Below are 14,626 nucleotides of genomic sequence, written 5' to 3' on the forward strand. Positions count from 1 at the left end.
TACTAGCACAGTTGAAGGGGCTTGGGTGACGCGGGCCTCGGTGCTGGATACCGTTTGGACAGAGGAGAGGTGCCGTTGGTCCGCGAACTTGTTCTGGCCATCGGCATCCCCCTGGTCCTGCTGCTGCTGGCGGTGCTGGCGATGGAGCAGTGGCGTGATTAGCTGCCGGCCTGGTTGCAGCGGTTGGCCGAGCGCCCTTCCTGGCTCTGGAACACCGGCATCGGGCTGATCATTGGTCTGTCGCTTATGCGCTGGCTTCTGCAGCGCTGAGGCTGGATCTGGCTAGGTTCAAGGAATAACGAGGAACCGGCGGTGTCGTACAGGATCCGTTTACTGGAGACAGAGGAGGGCTGGTCGGTGAGTTGCCTGGATCTGCCTGGCTGCCACTCCCAGGGCGAGACCAGGGAAGAAGCTCTTGCCAGCATCCGTGAGGCCATCGGTCTTTGGCTTGAAGTGGAGGCAGAAGAAGCCGGTATCAAGCAGGTGGAGACGCTTGAGCTGGCGATCTGAATGCCTCGCTTGCCCGGCATCAGCCAAAAGGATGCGGTTCGTGTGTTCCAGAAGCTGGGCTACCGCATTGTGCGGGAGTCCGGCCACTTGATTTTGAGCAATGGAGAACGACGGCTGGTGATCCCTCGCCATGACCCGATCAACGCCATCACCATGGGGGCCATTGCCCGTGATGCCGGCTTAACTCCCCAGCAGTTCCGCGAGCTGCTCTGAAGGTAGGCAGCCCTATCTCGACCAGGAGAGGACACCGGCATCAAGCAACCGCTTGGTGTGGTTCTGCAGGGCGCACCTATCGGTGCGAAACAAGAAACGCCTCAATCCATTCGTGATGGCGGCGCTGGCAGATCCGATCGGCGATAGGTGATGAGGCCCTTCAGCGGACGGCGGCTGTGCCCAGATTTGATTCAGTGCGGTGCTCCAGTCGCTCAGCGAGCCAGACTTTGATGATCGACTGCCGTGTCACGCCAAGACGGGTGGCCTCACGATCGAGCTGCTCGACCATCCAGAGGGGAAAATCCACATTGACGCGCTTCTGCTGCAGGCGGGGCCGCGTAGCGGCGTCGAGATCAAGTGCGCCGAGCACGGCGTCACCAGCGTCGAAGCGACGATCGAATTCAGAACTGTTCATAGAGCTGGACCTCTTCCAGGCGGGAGCGACGGACAGAAATGAGACGGATGGCCTGGCTGCGATGGGTGATCACAGCTGACCAGTGCTTGCCATGGATCTGAGCAATGACGAGAAACCGCGGCTCATCTGTGGTGCGGGCTGGGATTTCCAGCAGGTCGGGATCGTTCCACAGAGCCTGGGCATCGACGAAGTCGATGCCGTGCTTCGCCTGGTTGGCCTTGCTCTTGAGCGGGTCGAACTCAAAGTCCATAGAGTTCAAAATCTATACCTTTTTGGCGCAGAAGACGTGCGTCGCTTCTGCTGCTTCCAATTCAGGTGGCCAGCTGCTGGTGCTGCTCTGCTGAGCGCACCTATCGGTGCTGATTTGCAGAGCGCACCTATCGGTGCGACACCAGAAAAGTCTCGATCCAGTCATGGTGCCGCCGCTGGCAGATCCGATCGGCAATAGAAGCAGCCTCCCCCGGCACCTGGAACCGCTTGCGGAAGGCCTTGGTAAACCCCTCCAGAGCAGGGCGGGGCAATCCCCGAACGGTGGCGAGGATCTGCTGGATTGTGCCTGGATCGAGCGGGTCAAGGCTTGGATCTAACTTTCGCTGAGCAGTCGATTTGGACTCGCGCCTGGGCGCCACTTCTGCTGGCCTGCTGCTGGGGTTAGCGCTTGGCACCGGCGTAGGTGCTGCAGAGCTGGTGACCTCACGTTGCTGCTTGTCGTAGAGCGCCAGACCAAAGGGATTACCAAAGGTCATCAGCGCTCTTTTCATCGCATCGGTCTCGGCTTCCTTGATGGCGGACTCATGGGCCTGGCCCAGGTCGGCGTCGATGCCGTGGCCGGCGCCGCTGCCTTCTCGGATCACCTCCCCGACGCGGATGCGAACGCGGGCGGTGTAGGTGACACCCCAGCCGGCTCGGTTGCTGCTGCCCAGGGTGCGCTCGCGTTCGGCGACGCACTGCACGGCGATGGTTTCGCGCTGCCAGCCGTCAAAGCCAAAGATGCGGTTGGCCTCGGCAATCGCTTGCCACCCCTCCAGGTATGCCAGGGAGCGGCCGGCCTGGCTGCGGGTTTGGACCTTGGCGCGATCGAGAGGAGCTGAAAGGGCAGCGATCTGCTCGGTGGAGAAGACAGCGGTGGGCATGGGAATGCTGCGATGTGAGAGGTGATTTGGGTGGAAGGGGTATGGGCCCGCCACTGCAGCGGCCCATGTCGCGGGGGGGCTCTGCCCCCCCTCAGTGGATGCGCCAGGAGCGGCGGGAGAGGAGCTGGGCCCCAGCGATCTGTTGGCCGGCCTTGAGGGCCTCCTTGATGGCGTTTTTGTCCGGCTTGCTTGTGGTGGAGAAGGTGAGCCACTCGGCATCGAGGGCCAGCTCGTCGTCGATCACCACGGCCTGGGACTTGCGGGAGGTGAGCTCGTGATCGGGGAAGGAGAAACGCGTAGCGGCCGGCTGCAGCTGGGTGAGGACAAAGATCAGCGATTCCTCCAGCGCATCGGCCCGGCCGGCATCACTCCGGGCCAGATCGGCGAGCCGCTTGGCCTGCTGGCTGCGGTAGGTGGCCTGACCGCGCAGATGCTCGATCACCCAGCAGGTGGCATCGGCTTTGGCGGCGAGGGCCTGCTTATTGCCCTCTTCTGCCAGCAGGGCGGCCTCCAGCTCGGCGAGGGCCAGGGCCCGCTGCTCGGGGTCTTCGGTTTCCAGTTGCTCGGCTAGCTGGGAGATAGCGGTGGTGAGCTCCTGGGCCTCGCTGCCCAGCTGCCACAGGGAACCGGAGCGCTGGAGGGAGCAGGCTGGGCCTGATGCCGAGGGGGCTTCCGCTGAAACAGCGCTGACAGCGGCGGGAATGGGGGTGAGTACGGCCATGACGGTGAGAGGGGATGAATGGGACGGAGAGCGCCAGCAGGCGCAGAAGGCTTCAGGAGTGGGCGGCGGCGGGGATAGCCAGCGGCCCGGCCAATGCACGGACCTCAGCCACGGAGATCGGCACCGGAGAGCGCGAGGCCATGCGCCTGGCTTGCTGCACCAGCGAGGCGGTGCCGGTGCCGCCCGGGAAGGCCACTACCAGCACCGAGGCCTGATAGCCAGGAGAGCTGTGGGCCTCGGCCCGGGCAATGGCCTGCTCGAGTAGCTCCCGATTACGGATTGGCCCAGCGGCCCGGCCGTGGAGCTGCCATTGAGCTGGCAAAACCAGGGCTGACCAACCCAGCTGCTGGGCAGCCCGGCCGATGGCGGCATCAGCGCCGCGGGCGCCGCCGTGAAGCAGCAGATGCACCGGCCGGCCGCGAGTGCGGGCCAGAAGCTCAGCGGCGATCCGCTGATGGGACCATGCCAGATCACGACCGCCCCCGGCAGCGATCACAAGCGAATGGGACGGGGCTATTGCGGGCCCACAAGGAATACAAAGATCCATAAATCAGCTGCCAGAGGTGACAACTAATCGGGGCAACATACCGCAAATAAAAGAGCGGCAGTGCTGGCGAGATCAGGGAATTGGATTACCGCAGGCGATGGACTAGGGGCCTTTGGCGCAGCCCTTATTCTAGCAGTACAACTGCACTTATAAACCGGTAGAACCACTGCAGTGCAACTGATCTGCACAGGGAAAGCCCATGCCCAGCAGCCTCGGCTTACTAAGAACTAAGGCCACCAGATCCGATCAAAATTGACCAGTGCCCGCGCAGCCGCGCGAGCAAAGCCGGGCCCCCACTCCAGCCAGCCACCGGCAGCTGGCCGCTAAGCCACCGCAGCCGCGGGAGAGATGCCGGGCCCTATTACCCCAGCACAGAGCATCCGCGGGCGGCGGCGGCTGTCTGACGTCAGCCACAGCTCAGCTGTGGCAAGTTCACGGCAGCCGCCGGCGACCGCAGCGCTGCTGTGTTCTCTAGCGCTAGCTCCATTCTTTTCAGCGTTGCCGGGCTATTCCCTAACAGCCCTGCCTTGCTCCCGCTTTGCGTCGTCCTGCAGCGCAACCCACTAGGTGCCAGTGCTTGATCTGGCGCACCTTGGTGTGCGTGGATGGACATTCTTGGGTAGCCGCGCCGCAAGGTGGGGCCAGCAAAGCCAATGACGCCTGAGCTCGCTAACTGCGTACTTGAGGGATTGCTGCTGCTCCATGAGGAGCTGTCGCAGGACCCTGAGTCGCCTTGGTACGTAGGCACACCAGATCAGACCCAGGTGCTGCATGACGAGCTCTGGATCTTGGCCGGAGAGCTCTACCCCCGCTCCAGCGCTGCCTTGGTAGATGCCTGGTACCGGGCTGGTCGCTCTGCGTTATTGCCGGTGAACTGCACCGGCGAGCTTTTCAGCAGCCGGCACCTCCAGCTGGTGGGTTGATTCGCACTGCTACTGCTTGCTGCTCTCTGTCAAAGGTGCAGAGGAGTTCAGCTAGCAGGCGGCCTGCCAACCCTCGTCAGCGCTGCACCGCCCAGCAGCGCCAGCAGCAGGTTGAGGGTGGAATCAAGACCCATCTGCAATTTCTCAAGCGTGCCTGGGCATACCTGACCAACTGGCCGGCCCGCCAATGCCCGCTGACCGCAGACCCCAGCAGCAAGGGAATAGATCAAAAGCTGGGTGCAGATCACAACCGCCAGGGTCTTAAAGACAAAGCGCTCACGATCAAAGGGAGGCTTGCCGCCCCTCTGGGCAGGTGGCTGCAAGGGCGGCAGCTCATCGCTCATGGACCTGCTCGGTGCCTTTGCCCTCTCCCTGCTCAGGGATGGCAGGTCAGAAGCCAGCCGGTGCCTTTGCCATCTGCTTCCCAACGGGGCTGCCAGTTCTTCCAGCTGTAGTGCTGGCCTGCGCCGTTGGTGTTGGCGGTGTAACCACCAGCGACTAGATCAGCTTCTCCATTGGGGTCGTTGTGAATGGCGACCGCCTCGGTGAAACCGATCACCACACTCCAATGGCCACCGCCTGATGGAGCAGATACAGAACCGTGATGCAGCCAGCCCACGGCCACGGGCCGTCCCAGGTTGATCTGCTGCTCCAGTGCTGCTCGATCTCCATTGGTCGCAAAGTTGGCGGTTAGCCCCAGTGAGCGAAGCGCTGAGAGCTGGGCTTCTGCACTTGTGCTGTCGCCGTACTTGGCGCGGATGGCGTTGTATTCATCGTCAGAGCCGACCTTGCCCCAATAGCGGGCGAGCATGGCGCAGCTACTGGAGAAGCACTCGCGGTAGCCGGTGCCTGAGGCGTTGTCGTTCTGGTTCTCCCAGGCCACCGGCAGGGGATTGGCATGGCCTGATGCCTCTGGAGCCGGGGGTGTCGATGAGAAGCTCTGCCGCCAGGGCGCGGCCTCGGTGAGGATCGCTGGGTCTGCAGCAATCACGGCGAGCCGCAACTGCTCGATGCCCTCAAGTTGCTGGGGCTGGGCTTTCCAGGCGTTCCAGAACTGCTGCCAGCGCTCAGCTGTGAACGGTGCCTGGGCAGCAGGAGAGGTTGTGGTCATGGCAGCAGGGCAGTCCTTTGCTGTTGCCGTAGTGCCTCATCTCCAGCTGATGCCGCTCGGCAATAGCCCCTGACCTCCCCGGGGCGCTGCCCCCTGTGCCATGGGCCTCACCTTGATCGAGGCAGCTAAATACGAGAACAGGCTTGAGCATCTAGCTGTGCTCAAGACGTTTTCAGAGGGCGAACTGCTCGCCCAGCTGCCGTTCATGAATATTGCCGGCAGCGGCCTGTTTTATTCCGCTGAACAGGAGCTGCCATCTGTTGGCTTTCGCGCTGTCAACGAGGGCTACACCCAGAGCTATGGCGTGGTGGACCAGCGCGCAGAAGCGGTGCACCTATTTGGCGGTGACGTGGATGTGGATCGCTCGATTGTTGACCTGATGGGCCCTGAGGCTCGTGCCAGCCAGATCGAGATGAAGGTGCGCTCCATGCGGCTGACCTTGGAAGCAACAGTGATCAATGGCGATAGCAGCGCCAACCCCAGGGCATTTGACGGGCTCAGTAAGCGTCTGCAGCCAGGCGATGCGATGGCAATCGACAACGCAGGCAGTGGGAGTGGCGGTGGCGGCAGTAGCAGCAGTGGGAGTGGCAGCACTGCTCCTGGTGCACCGCTTGATTTTGATCGCCTCGATGAGTTGATCGATTCGGTGAATGCCTATGGCGGCAGCAAGGTGCTGGTGATGAGCAAGGCAATGCGCCGCCAGCTCAATGCCATGGCCCGCGCTTCCATTGGTGGTGGGGTGTATCAGACCAGCACCAACTCCTTTGGGATGACGGTGCACCGCTACCAGGACTGCGAGCTCGTCACGGTTGACCGCGATGCCCAGGGCATTGAGGTGATGGGTTACGACGAGGCGGGTGGCACCAGCTCGATTTACTGCTGCACCTTTGGTGATCAAGGCGTCACTGGTTTGCAGGGCCCTTTCCAGGGCCGCTATGGCATTTCGGTGCGGGACCTGGGCGAGGTACCTGATGCCCCGGTGTTTCGCACCCGCGTCGATTGGTACGTGGGCTTTGCCGTGCTGCAAAGCCGCGCTGCTGGCCGCCTCTTCAACATCACACCTGCTAACTGAGCCATGAACGGCAATCCCTTGCTTGATGCGGAGACCACCCTGGTGGGCTGGACCAACCGCAGCGCCATACGCAATTTGGAGCGCACCTTCCTCTCTGGAGAAGAGGTGCTGCTTACAACCAAGCTCGATGCGGCATCACGCTTCTCAGTAGTAGCAAGTAACCCAGGCTCTGCTGCTGCTGTTGAAATTCAGGTGTCCTTTGCCCCTGTGCTGCGTGATGGCACAACCGGTAGCTGGGTGGTTGCTACCACCGTTGCACTACCAGCAGAAGGCGGCCGGGTGGAGGCGTTCATCAGTGGACGTGACATCCAGCTCAATGCTGCTGATTTAGCCGATGTGGACCTGCCAGCGGTCTGCTTTGCCAAAGCAGAGGTGAGCCCCGAGACCCCAGAGGGGATGCACGTGGGACTGACCGCCACCATCCCCGCCTGAGCGCCATGACGACTCTTGTTCGCCATGACCTAAGTGATCCAGCCATTCCTGAGGGAATGGTGCGGATCAGTGCTGGAGCAGAGCACCGCTTTATATGGCCGGTGCACCTAGGCGGCTGGCAAAGCCTGGGCTGGCAGCTGCAAGAGGCTGCAGCAGAGCTACCCGTCGCACCAACTGTTGCGATCGATCTAACTGCTCCGCTCGCGCCAGAGCCAGAAGAAGTAGCTCAGCCACTGCCTGCTGTTGAACCAGAAGCATTGCCAGAAGCGCAATTGGAACCAGAGCCCGAACCAGCAGCAGAGCCCGAGCTAGTGCCAGTACCAGCGCCTGATTTTCAGGCCATGACCAAGGCGCAGATCCTTGAGCACTGCTACAGCGTCTATGGCGTCGAGCTTGATGGCAGCCAAACCAAGGCAGAGCTGGTGGAGCAGGCCACGGCACTGGCGCAGCAACCGGTTGAGCAGCCACTGCCTGATCTGCTGCTGGATGACCCCCTGATTTAACGAGGATCAGCAGATGACCATTGCCATGCGCACCAGCGTTGCGATCAGCAGTGGTGGCATCAGCGCGCAGCTGATCCGCCTGCTGCCACCTGCTGGCTGTCCTGGTGAGGCGGTGTGGGTGCCGTCCAATGAGGTGCAGCGCTGGGAGCAGCTGGGGTTTGGCCGTGCGCCGATCCCGGCGGCTGATCTGGAACTGAGCTGGCAGCCGGCTGGCCCGGAGTCGGGCGGGCTGATCCCGATCGAGCTACTACTCAACCCACGCACCACGCCCCCCAATGCGGTGACGGTGGACTGGGGTGATGGGGTGACGGAGACCCTGCCCTGGCCCGTTGGCGGCGATGGCAACGGCCGGCTGCGGCACGGCTACACCAGCCGCAGGGAATACACGATCACAGCAGAACTCACCGGCAGCGGTGTTACGGCAACGCTGCTGGTGAGCTTGGCGGGCTGTCCGATCTGGCAGCCCGAGGTCACCCCACCACCCGATGGAGGAGGCGGTGGAACAGCGCCTGGCTCTGTGCTGCCCTTGATCCCTGGTGCTGGCATTGCGGGCGCTGCTTACGACGGCAGCACAACCCAGCAGTGGAGCCTGACGCGATGGAGTGGCGGCAGCAGTGCTGGTGGTGTGCCGCCCAGCGATGGATCTAGCGCCTTGTTCCTTTGCGCTGATGGCACCTGGGCCATGCCGCCGGGCGGTAACGGCGGCACTCAGTGGTTTAACGGTGCTGGACCACCGCCGCCGACGATCAGTGGTGCTAACCCCGGTGACTACTACCTGGACAACCTCAGCGGCAACTTTTATGTGCTGGAGGGTTGATCGGCAATAGCGAGCAGGTCGCACCAAGCGGTGCGCGCGGCAACGTTGCAGCTGATTGATGCCCTGGAACCAGAGCTTGAACCTTGTTGGTCCAACCGGTCCTGCAGGTGCTGCTGGAGCAAGCGGAGAACCAGGTGCTGCTGGCCCGGCTGGAGAAAATGGACCTGCAGGTGAAATAGGCCCAGCAGGGCCGCAGGGTCCTGCTGGCCTGGCTGGCCCGGCTGGTGAAAGTGGCCCTGCAGGTGTGGCCGGCCTAGCTGGTGATGTGGGTCCTACTGGCATAGATGGCCCCCCTGGAGAGCCTGGCCCTGTTGGCCTTGATGGCCCCCCAGGGGCAGCTGGACCCCCTGGCGAACCGGGCCTTACTGGAGAAGCAGGACCAGCTGGCGCTGCCTGTAATACCGAGTTCCGCGTTGATGCAGGTGTGCCGCAGTACTACCTAGCTGCAGAAGGTCGCTGGGGAAACCTTGCTGTTTTGGCAGTGGCTTCTGCGCCCGCTATTGCAATGGCTGAGCTGGATCCAAACCTTGAGGCCCGCTCCCTTGATTCAGCCATAAGCCAAGACAGCGCCACCTCTGGCGCGGGCCAATGAGCTGGCTAGAAGCGCTCAACCTTGCCGGGCCGGCTGGTGCTGCTGGTGCACAAGGAGATGCAGGAGCACCAGGCCCTGCTGGACCACCTGGGGCAGCAGGGGCAGTTGGCGAGCCTGGTGCTGAGGGCCCTGTTGGCCTGCAGGGAGATCAAGGGCCCCTTGGCCCTCAAGGTCCTCAGGGCCCTCAAGGAGCGCCCGGCGTGCAAGGCAGCCAAGGCGCTCAAGGTCCACAGGGACCGCAAGGCCCTGCAGGCAATCCCGGTCCAGCAGGAGCGCAAGGCGTCATGGGGCCTACTGGTGCAGCGGGGCCGCAAGGCCCTGCAGCTACAAGTGATTTCCAGGTGCTTGCTGGCGTTCCCCATGCCTATATGGCAAATCAGGGGACCTGGGTGCCGCTTGGCATTGAGCCGCTTGCTCCTGTTGTTCCAGAGGTGGGCGCACCGATTGGCGGCGGTTACTTTGCTGGGTTGATTAGCCATACGGCAGATGGCAATCCCACCCATTACCTAATCGTCGCGCCGCGTGATGCGGGTGCTACTGGCGGCTCAAATACCGGCATGCCCGAGGTTTACCCGCAGGCTTATAACCCGACCTATAGGGACTATGGGCCAAGCGGTGGTTGCGGCAGCAGGCATGACGGCTGGGCGAACACCGAGTGGATGATCCAAAATGGTGTTCACCCTGCTGCCCAGTGGTGTGCGGCATTAAATATCAACGGCTACGACGACTGGTACATGCCAGCGCACTACGAGCTGGAGATTGCCTACTTCCATCTCAAGCCAACAGCAACGCCAAACGTAGCTGATCCCGCCTATGGAGATGGGATCAACCCATGCGCCGTGCCAAGGCGTGACTACCTATTCCCCCCATACGTGCCAGCCCAGTGCTTAAACCCTGCATTTCAGTGGGGAGGCGCGGAAGCATTTATACCAATTATTCACTGGACATCATCAGAGAGGGATACGCGCGATTGCTACGTGTTGAGTACCGATAGCGGCTTGTTCTCTTGGATGCCCAAGATATTTATTTCACCCGTGCGCGCCATGCGCAAGATCCCCTACGGGTCGCTCTAATCCAGCCCGCTTGCTGAACGCAGTTGCGGCTTGCTGTTAGCCACCCACCGGCTAGCGGTGCGATACGGCAATAGCTGCTGTAGACACACCGGGCTACTGGCCCGCTTGACCATGGCTTGGGTAGCAGGCGGCTCTCTTAAGGGTCCACAGGGTGAGCAAGGCATTCAGGGCGCCCAAGGGGTGCAGGGCCTTGCTGGCGCTGATGGCGCCCAAGGCGTCCAGGGACCACAAGGTGAGGCTGGTATCCAGGGTCCGATTGGCCCTGATGGTGTTCAAGGCCAGCAGGGCATCCAGGGTGCTGCGGGTTTGGGCATCACCTTTAAGGGCCAGGTGGCGACAGAAACCGAGCTGCCAGCTGATGCAGCCCAGGGCGATGCCTACATCGTGCAGGCCGATGACTCCTTTCAGGTATGGGATGCGGCCAGCAGCACCTGGGTGACTGGCGGCTCGATCCAGGGACCGCAGGGAATTGAGGGCCCTGCTGGCGTTGCTGGCGTTCAAGGAGAAATAGGCCCTGCTGGCGCTCAAGGCGTGGAAGGACCAGCCGGCGTGCAGGGCATGCGCGGTACGGGCTGGTTCAACGGCAGCGGCGCTCCGGCAGCTGACATCCCAGGTTCGATCCCTGGTGATCTGTATTTAGATAACGCCACGGGCGACGTGTACACCCTGAGCTGAGCGGTGGCCTGGTCGCTTGCTGCCAACCTGCAGGGCCCAGCTGGCCCGAGCGCTGTGTCGGCTGATGCCGGCAACAGCGCCAGGTTGGGCACTGACGCCAAGGTGTTTGTGCCCTCCTCCCTTTATGTCCTGCCCATCGCGACGGCCAAGGTGTTGGGCGGCATCAAGGTGGGTGCTGGGCTGAGCATGACGGCCGATGGCGTGCTCAGTGCTGCGATGGCAACCACCTACGTCAATAAGGCTGGTGATGTGATGAACGGCCCGCTGCGCTGGGCCAACAGCGGCGGCGTTTCAACCTTCAATGGCCGTGACGTTTACCTGTACTACGACGGGACCTTCCTTCGCTGCCAGCTGCCGTCAGCTAGATCGGCCTGGCGAATTGAGAACAGCAGCGGCCAGGTGACCTTTGGCTCTTGTCCTGCAGCAGCTAACCCGCCGGTTGCGGCCAGTGACCTGACCAATAAGGGCTATATCGACAAGCTCGTAAGCGCGCTTTTAGATGAGCTGCTGGCTCTCAAAGCAGAGGTGGCGGCCCTTAAGGCTGCGAGCTGAGGGCTTGCTACTGGCTTGTTGTGCTCTCAGCAGATCGCTCCTGCGCTCGCAACGCTCCGCCAAGGCATCAATGCGCCGCAATGTGCCTCAGGGAACCTGGCAGCAGGCACCAGTTCACGCGAGCTTGAACCCATCTCTGCTTTGAGTAGATGAGCTGGTCTGATCTGGAGCGGTTGGTGGCCGATGCAGAAACCAGTCCGGCGCTCCAGCAGGTCCTGCGCCAGTGCCATAGCCGCCAGGAGCTGCTACGCACCGCCCGCCAGCTGGGCTATCGGGTGACAAAAAGCGACCTGCTGAATGCCTGGCTGGAGCACCACAACGCAGCGGAAGTGCAAGGAGCGGATAAAGCCTCCAATTACTGAGCCCCAACGCTTCTGCAAGGACTGGCGTGCTCTAGTCAGCCCACTGCCTTAGCCAGCCCCAGAGCCCGCTCGAGCCACGCAGCGAGGCCGGGCGCGACAGCATGTAACGAAGTCGTTACACAGCTCTCATGACAGTCGGGGAAGTCTTTCTGGAGTCACTCTCCAGCGGTGTGATCACGGAACATGAAATCTCCTGGGTTGCCTCCCACCAAGGTGCTTTTGCCCGCCACGAGGAAGCCCTGGCGCTACGGCTGGGACGCTTGGTAGACGAGGGGCAGATCAACCTCGGCTGCCGCCTGCCAAGTCGTCTTGTCCAGCACAAGCTTGTGCTGAACGAGTGGATCGAACCGCTGGGCCGGCGCCGAGGCAGAGCGGCCGCTTGCGCCTGACACCGCAGCAGCTCCTATGACGCAAGACAAAACACTGCACTACTGGCAGAACATGCGCATCGCCATGGAGGCTGCCGGTGCAACCTCAAGTGCCATCTACAAACGAGCCTTGGCGATCACCCAGGGGCTTCCAGATCCCCTCGCTGCTCAGGATTCAGCTGAGGGGTAACTACTAGTCCCTTTCAGGGGCGGGGGCAGCACCTCCGGTGGCGGTCCTCCTTTCGCCTTGATCACCGGCAGAACTCCCACAACTCCAGTTCTCAAGCCTTGGGGGCGCTGGTGCTGTAGCGGCTCGGCGAACTTATGCCGCCTGTTGCTCATCGCCCACCGAAGGTGGATGGCCCACCAGCTCAGAAGACTCGCAAGCGGTGATCCAGCCACGTGGCAGCGGGTAGCGCTGAACCATCGCTGCGTATTCAGCTGATTGACGGTAGGTGGATTCCAAAAGCCGGTAGTCAAGGTCCTGCTGCATGGACTGCTGCTCACCTGAAACCAGCTCTGCTGCTAGCGCGAGATGCCTGCGGTCTGAATGATCAATTGTCATGGAGATCAAGCGGGCGCCAAGGACTGCGGCAAAGCGCTTTGCATCAACCCTGCTGGTGACGGCTGGCTGCTGCTGCTCCTGTCAGTGGGAGCAGACAGAAAGCGTCGCTAGTAGCCGAGCAGGCCAGAGCAGGGCGCCCCTTGCATCGCATGTTCATAACCTGTTACATTGCCTTTAACACTTCGTCACAATCATGACTGAGTCCGCTTCTCGCTTCGGGTTTGTCGCTTTCGCCGAAACCTGGAATGGCCGTCTGGCAATGCTTGGTTTTGTGATCGGTCTTGGCACCGAGCTGCTCACCGGCCAGGGCATCCTTTCCCAAATCGGTTTGGGTTGAACGTCATGGAAACCGATTACACCGCTGCAATCTCGGTCGTTGCTCTGATCACCGTTGTGCTCTCGGCAATGACGATCTACGTGCTGAGCCGTCCTACGGACCTGGCTAAGAGGGTTTGATGATTTCCGCAATCACCATCGTTCTTATCGGTGCCTGGATTGTTGGTGCTCTCAACCAGCCGGATCTTGCTGATTGAGCCCCTAGCTCTTGCTATTTCAGCTTCCAAGCAACTGTTCCGCCACCAAAAGCCATGACAAACACTCCCGCCAACAACCAGCTGCTCGATACCAGCGCCGAACAGCTGACCCTCATGGAGCAGCTCAAGCAAGTTGAACTGTTTAACGGCCGCGCCGCCATGGTTGGCATCGTTACAGGCATCGTGGTGGAAGGCCTCACCGGCTTTGGCATCGCCCATCAAATCGGCCTAGGCGCCTTGGTTGATGGCTACGCCGCTTGCCGCACTCAGTTCCTGCCCTTCTGCTTCTGAGCTTCTGCAGGCCTTTTATTTTCTGACCCCTAGGTATTGCCTGGGTTTTTTTTGTTGGATGCCAATGGATTAACCGGCGGCCTCCAAGGCCGCCGGCTGGCCGACTAGACGGACCAGCGCAGGGGAGGCTCGAGCTCTTGAGGTGCTTCTTCCAGCTGGATTAGCCACCAGGCTGCTGGATAGGCGGGCTCGGGCTGTGGCTCCTGCCATTGACCGGAAACTTGTGCTTCTTCCCAAGCATCAAGGAGGGACTGCATGGTGGTGGAGAGCGGGAACATCGCTGTGATGCAAAGAACGCGCACCTGACACCCCGAGAAGCGGGGAAAACTGGAGAGCGGTTTTGCAGAGCCGATGGGCCCCTCCACCCAGCTGAGGTGCTGAATCGACGGAGACGGGTAGGCAAACGGAAGCCCGACCAGGCGGGAGCGGTGGAATCCCCTGGCTCGCTGTTCCCCCATAGGTTGTGCCCGGCTTGCCCGGATTGCACGGTTTATGTGCACGGTTTGCACGGTTTATGCCCGGCTTGCACGGTTTATTCAGCGGCTGCAAACGCCGCGGAACCCCGACCAAGCGGAAGCGGGTGGAGCAAGAAAGGCCACTGCTCTTATCCCTTTCCCCGCTCCCACTGCCCCTTAGTCCTGCCAGCAAGCCAGCACCCCAATAGAAAGGGGGCCGATGGCCCCCCTGACCGGCTCAGCAGACAGAGACGGTGACGCCGGGGAGGCCTTGAAATTTGCGTGCAAAGGCAAATGCTTTTTCAGCAGGGATTAGCCGCATCTTCTTGACCGGCTTACCGCGCCGCCCGAAGTGCTCAACGGTGCAGGGCACAGCGCCGCTCTTTTTGATACCGGGCGCATAGCGATGAACGATCAGCAGGCGGATATTGCAGACGGGGCCTTGTGGAGCTGCCATGGGAATTTTGGCGAGGAACCCCTAGGTCACGCCCCACGGCGCAGCAGCAGGCAAGGGTGGCGTAGCCACTTGCGTAGCCCTTTCCGTCTGCGAGCAAGTGAGGGCAACCTGCAAGGGGTGCTCGACGAATTACCAGCAGTGCCCCAAAGCCAACGGTGCTGGTTCTGTCCGCCTGCCGGTTGCTACGGCCGGGATCAACTAAAGCAAGAGGAGCTGAGTGCTGTCTCTACGCAGTAGGGGCGGGGTGATAAAGCCTCAAGGGATGCGGTCCTGCTGTCTGGGAAGAAAAGCACCTGGATTGCAGGC

The 14,626-nt window shown here is 61.8% G+C and carries 26 protein-coding genes; 17 read left to right on the forward strand and 9 right to left on the reverse strand.

The window, feature by feature from the left end; translation table 11 throughout:
* The first annotated feature begins 312 nt into the window (after nucleotides 1–312).
* A complete protein-coding gene (locus tag KBZ22_RS05060) occupies nucleotides 313–510 on the forward strand; it encodes a type II toxin-antitoxin system HicB family antitoxin (protein ID WP_254931688.1) in 198 nt (65 codons plus the stop codon).
* On the forward strand, nucleotides 511–723 hold the full coding sequence (locus tag KBZ22_RS05065) for a type II toxin-antitoxin system HicA family toxin (protein ID WP_254997417.1): 213 nt from the start codon (nucleotides 511–513) through the stop codon (nucleotides 721–723). It begins immediately after the preceding gene.
* Nucleotides 724–883: 160 nt separating this feature from the next.
* Here the strand turns inward: KBZ22_RS05065 and brnA are convergent, their stop codons facing one another.
* The 5 genes from brnA to KBZ22_RS05090 all read right to left on the reverse strand — a co-directional run bounded on the left by brnA (nucleotide 884) and on the right by KBZ22_RS05090 (nucleotide 3,488).
* Nucleotides 884–1,138, reverse strand: coding sequence for a type II toxin-antitoxin system BrnA family antitoxin (gene brnA, locus KBZ22_RS05070; RefSeq protein WP_254997416.1), 255 nt, complete (start codon nucleotides 1,136–1,138; stop codon nucleotides 884–886).
* Nucleotides 1,125–1,388, reverse strand: a complete 264-nt coding sequence (locus KBZ22_RS05075) for a BrnT family toxin (protein WP_254961981.1) — start codon at nucleotides 1,386–1,388, stop codon at nucleotides 1,125–1,127. Before KBZ22_RS05075 ends, brnA begins: the two co-directional genes overlap by 14 nt.
* Before the next feature lie 127 nt (nucleotides 1,389–1,515).
* The gene (locus KBZ22_RS05080; protein WP_254997415.1) at nucleotides 1,516–2,271 is read right to left on the reverse strand and encodes an RAD52 family DNA repair protein; all 756 of its coding nucleotides are present in this window, start codon (nucleotides 2,269–2,271) and stop codon (nucleotides 1,516–1,518) included.
* A gap of 91 nt (nucleotides 2,272–2,362) precedes the next feature.
* On the reverse strand, nucleotides 2,363–2,992 hold the full coding sequence (locus KBZ22_RS05085; RefSeq protein ID WP_254997414.1) for a siphovirus Gp157 family protein: 630 nt from the start codon (nucleotides 2,990–2,992) through the stop codon (nucleotides 2,363–2,365).
* 52 nt (nucleotides 2,993–3,044) lie between these two features.
* Nucleotides 3,045–3,488: an SLOG family protein gene (locus KBZ22_RS05090; protein WP_255021275.1), complete on the reverse strand. Its 444-nt coding sequence runs from the start codon at nucleotides 3,486–3,488 to the stop codon at nucleotides 3,045–3,047.
* Between the two features lie 704 nt (nucleotides 3,489–4,192).
* On the opposite strand from KBZ22_RS05090, the gene KBZ22_RS05095 reads away from it, so the two are divergent.
* Entirely contained in the window at nucleotides 4,193–4,462 is a 270-nt protein-coding gene (locus KBZ22_RS05095; RefSeq protein ID WP_254937217.1) for a hypothetical protein, read from the forward strand.
* Between the two features lie 47 nt (nucleotides 4,463–4,509).
* Here KBZ22_RS05095 and KBZ22_RS05100 read toward each other — a convergent pair whose 3' ends face one another.
* Together KBZ22_RS05100 and KBZ22_RS05105 are read right to left on the reverse strand one after the other, a co-directional pair.
* Nucleotides 4,510–4,806 carry a hypothetical protein gene (locus tag KBZ22_RS05100; protein ID WP_254942953.1) on the reverse strand — a complete coding sequence of 99 codons (297 nt, stop codon included), beginning with the start codon at nucleotides 4,804–4,806 and terminating at the stop codon, nucleotides 4,510–4,512.
* Nucleotides 4,807–4,838: 32 nt separating this feature from the next.
* On the reverse strand, nucleotides 4,839–5,573 hold the full coding sequence (locus tag KBZ22_RS05105; RefSeq protein ID WP_255021276.1) for a C39 family peptidase: 735 nt from the start codon (nucleotides 5,571–5,573) through the stop codon (nucleotides 4,839–4,841).
* A gap of 100 nt (nucleotides 5,574–5,673) precedes the next feature.
* Between KBZ22_RS05105 and KBZ22_RS05110 the strand changes: the two genes are divergently transcribed.
* From KBZ22_RS05110 to KBZ22_RS05165, 12 genes are all read left to right on the forward strand, one after another.
* Nucleotides 5,674–6,645 (forward strand): major capsid protein, encoded by a 972-nt coding sequence (locus tag KBZ22_RS05110; RefSeq protein ID WP_255021277.1) that lies wholly within the window; start codon nucleotides 5,674–5,676, stop codon nucleotides 6,643–6,645.
* Nucleotides 6,646–6,648: 3 nt separating this feature from the next.
* A complete protein-coding gene (locus tag KBZ22_RS05115) occupies nucleotides 6,649–7,077 on the forward strand; it encodes a hypothetical protein (RefSeq protein ID WP_254932206.1) in 429 nt (142 codons plus the stop codon).
* A gap of 5 nt (nucleotides 7,078–7,082) precedes the next feature.
* Entirely contained in the window at nucleotides 7,083–7,580 is a 498-nt protein-coding gene (locus KBZ22_RS05120; RefSeq protein WP_254997404.1) for a hypothetical protein, read from the forward strand.
* A 13-nt stretch (nucleotides 7,581–7,593) separates the two neighbouring features.
* Entirely contained in the window at nucleotides 7,594–8,397 is an 804-nt protein-coding gene (locus tag KBZ22_RS05125) for a hypothetical protein (protein ID WP_254997403.1), read from the forward strand.
* A gap of 284 nt (nucleotides 8,398–8,681) precedes the next feature.
* Nucleotides 8,682–8,840 (forward strand): hypothetical protein, encoded by a 159-nt coding sequence (locus KBZ22_RS05130; RefSeq protein ID WP_254997402.1) that lies wholly within the window; start codon nucleotides 8,682–8,684, stop codon nucleotides 8,838–8,840.
* A gap of 170 nt (nucleotides 8,841–9,010) precedes the next feature.
* The gene (locus KBZ22_RS05135) at nucleotides 9,011–9,460 is read left to right on the forward strand and encodes a hypothetical protein (protein WP_254997627.1); all 450 of its coding nucleotides are present in this window, start codon (nucleotides 9,011–9,013) and stop codon (nucleotides 9,458–9,460) included.
* The gene (locus tag KBZ22_RS05140) at nucleotides 9,421–10,062 is read left to right on the forward strand and encodes a hypothetical protein (RefSeq protein ID WP_254997626.1); all 642 of its coding nucleotides are present in this window, start codon (nucleotides 9,421–9,423) and stop codon (nucleotides 10,060–10,062) included. Before KBZ22_RS05135 ends, KBZ22_RS05140 begins: the two co-directional genes overlap by 40 nt.
* A 111-nt stretch (nucleotides 10,063–10,173) precedes the next feature.
* On the forward strand, nucleotides 10,174–10,737 hold the full coding sequence (locus KBZ22_RS05145; RefSeq protein WP_255021278.1) for a hypothetical protein: 564 nt from the start codon (nucleotides 10,174–10,176) through the stop codon (nucleotides 10,735–10,737).
* A gap of 3 nt (nucleotides 10,738–10,740) precedes the next feature.
* Nucleotides 10,741–11,289 (forward strand): hypothetical protein, encoded by a 549-nt coding sequence (locus KBZ22_RS05150; protein ID WP_255021279.1) that lies wholly within the window; start codon nucleotides 10,741–10,743, stop codon nucleotides 11,287–11,289.
* 149 nt (nucleotides 11,290–11,438) lie between these two features.
* Nucleotides 11,439–11,651 carry a Nif11-like leader peptide family natural product precursor gene (locus KBZ22_RS05155; RefSeq protein WP_255021280.1) on the forward strand — a complete coding sequence of 71 codons (213 nt, stop codon included), beginning with the start codon at nucleotides 11,439–11,441 and terminating at the stop codon, nucleotides 11,649–11,651.
* 128 nt (nucleotides 11,652–11,779) lie between these two features.
* Nucleotides 11,780–12,040 carry a hypothetical protein gene (locus KBZ22_RS05160; protein ID WP_255021281.1) on the forward strand — a complete coding sequence of 87 codons (261 nt, stop codon included), beginning with the start codon at nucleotides 11,780–11,782 and terminating at the stop codon, nucleotides 12,038–12,040.
* Between the two features lie 16 nt (nucleotides 12,041–12,056).
* A complete protein-coding gene (locus KBZ22_RS05165; protein ID WP_254937204.1) occupies nucleotides 12,057–12,209 on the forward strand; it encodes a hypothetical protein in 153 nt (50 codons plus the stop codon).
* Nucleotides 12,210–12,341: 132 nt separating this feature from the next.
* On the opposite strand, the gene KBZ22_RS05170 is transcribed toward KBZ22_RS05165, so the two are convergent.
* Nucleotides 12,342–12,512, reverse strand: coding sequence for a hypothetical protein (locus KBZ22_RS05170; protein WP_255021282.1), 171 nt, complete (start codon nucleotides 12,510–12,512; stop codon nucleotides 12,342–12,344).
* Nucleotides 12,513–12,777: 265 nt separating this feature from the next.
* Between KBZ22_RS05170 and KBZ22_RS05175 the strand changes: the two genes are divergently transcribed.
* The gene (locus KBZ22_RS05175; protein ID WP_094560385.1) at nucleotides 12,778–12,921 is read left to right on the forward strand and encodes a chlorophyll a/b-binding protein; all 144 of its coding nucleotides are present in this window, start codon (nucleotides 12,778–12,780) and stop codon (nucleotides 12,919–12,921) included.
* Nucleotides 12,922–13,171: 250 nt separating this feature from the next.
* Nucleotides 13,172–13,408 carry a chlorophyll a/b-binding protein gene (locus KBZ22_RS05180; RefSeq protein WP_396111693.1) on the forward strand — a complete coding sequence of 79 codons (237 nt, stop codon included), beginning with the start codon at nucleotides 13,172–13,174 and terminating at the stop codon, nucleotides 13,406–13,408.
* Between the two features lie 693 nt (nucleotides 13,409–14,101).
* Here KBZ22_RS05180 and KBZ22_RS05185 read toward each other — a convergent pair.
* Complete coding sequence (locus tag KBZ22_RS05185) at nucleotides 14,102–14,320, reverse strand: hypothetical protein (protein WP_254931390.1); 219 nt, start codon at nucleotides 14,318–14,320, stop codon at nucleotides 14,102–14,104.
* Nucleotides 14,321–14,626 lie beyond the last annotated feature (306 nt).

Origin of the sequence: Cyanobium sp. L1E-Cus, assembly GCF_024345755.1 — a bacterium.
Taxonomy (GTDB): domain Bacteria; phylum Cyanobacteriota; class Cyanobacteriia; order PCC-6307; family Cyanobiaceae; genus Cyanobium_A; species Cyanobium_A usitatum.

Bases quoted from the DNA above. Each gene is read 5' to 3' on its own strand.
- KBZ22_RS05085 (WP_254997414.1), bottom strand. From the start codon at position 2,992: ATGGCCGTACTCACCCCCATTCCCGCCGCTGTCAGCGCTGTTTCAGCG.
- KBZ22_RS05175 (WP_094560385.1), top strand. From the start codon at position 12,778: ATGACTGAGTCCGCTTCTCGCTTCGGGTTTGTCGCTTTCGCCGAAACC.
- KBZ22_RS05145 (WP_255021278.1), top strand. From the start codon at position 10,174: ATGGCTTGGGTAGCAGGCGGCTCTCTTAAGGGTCCACAGGGTGAGCAA.
- KBZ22_RS05170 (WP_255021282.1), bottom strand. From the start codon at position 12,512: ATGCAGCAGGACCTTGACTACCGGCTTTTGGAATCCACCTACCGTCAA.
- KBZ22_RS05130 (WP_254997402.1), top strand. From the start codon at position 8,682: ATGGCCCCCCTGGAGAGCCTGGCCCTGTTGGCCTTGATGGCCCCCCAG.
- KBZ22_RS05125 (WP_254997403.1), top strand. From the start codon at position 7,594: ATGACCATTGCCATGCGCACCAGCGTTGCGATCAGCAGTGGTGGCATC.
- KBZ22_RS05115 (WP_254932206.1), top strand. From the start codon at position 6,649: ATGAACGGCAATCCCTTGCTTGATGCGGAGACCACCCTGGTGGGCTGG.
- KBZ22_RS05180 (WP_396111693.1), top strand. From the start codon at position 13,172: ATGACAAACACTCCCGCCAACAACCAGCTGCTCGATACCAGCGCCGAA.
- KBZ22_RS05165 (WP_254937204.1), top strand. From the start codon at position 12,057: ATGACGCAAGACAAAACACTGCACTACTGGCAGAACATGCGCATCGCC.
- KBZ22_RS05155 (WP_255021280.1), top strand. From the start codon at position 11,439: ATGAGCTGGTCTGATCTGGAGCGGTTGGTGGCCGATGCAGAAACCAGT.
- KBZ22_RS05095 (WP_254937217.1), top strand. From the start codon at position 4,193: ATGACGCCTGAGCTCGCTAACTGCGTACTTGAGGGATTGCTGCTGCTC.
- KBZ22_RS05185 (WP_254931390.1), bottom strand. From the start codon at position 14,320: ATGGCAGCTCCACAAGGCCCCGTCTGCAATATCCGCCTGCTGATCGTT.
- KBZ22_RS05110 (WP_255021277.1), top strand. From the start codon at position 5,674: ATGGGCCTCACCTTGATCGAGGCAGCTAAATACGAGAACAGGCTTGAG.
- KBZ22_RS05100 (WP_254942953.1), bottom strand. From the start codon at position 4,806: ATGAGCGATGAGCTGCCGCCCTTGCAGCCACCTGCCCAGAGGGGCGGC.
- KBZ22_RS05080 (WP_254997415.1), bottom strand. From the start codon at position 2,271: ATGCCCACCGCTGTCTTCTCCACCGAGCAGATCGCTGCCCTTTCAGCT.
- KBZ22_RS05105 (WP_255021276.1), bottom strand. From the start codon at position 5,573: ATGACCACAACCTCTCCTGCTGCCCAGGCACCGTTCACAGCTGAGCGC.
- KBZ22_RS05075 (WP_254961981.1), bottom strand. From the start codon at position 1,388: ATGGACTTTGAGTTCGACCCGCTCAAGAGCAAGGCCAACCAGGCGAAG.
- brnA (WP_254997416.1), bottom strand. From the start codon at position 1,138: ATGAACAGTTCTGAATTCGATCGTCGCTTCGACGCTGGTGACGCCGTG.
- KBZ22_RS05160 (WP_255021281.1), top strand. From the start codon at position 11,780: ATGACAGTCGGGGAAGTCTTTCTGGAGTCACTCTCCAGCGGTGTGATC.
- KBZ22_RS05120 (WP_254997404.1), top strand. From the start codon at position 7,083: ATGACGACTCTTGTTCGCCATGACCTAAGTGATCCAGCCATTCCTGAG.
- KBZ22_RS05065 (WP_254997417.1), top strand. From the start codon at position 511: ATGCCTCGCTTGCCCGGCATCAGCCAAAAGGATGCGGTTCGTGTGTTC.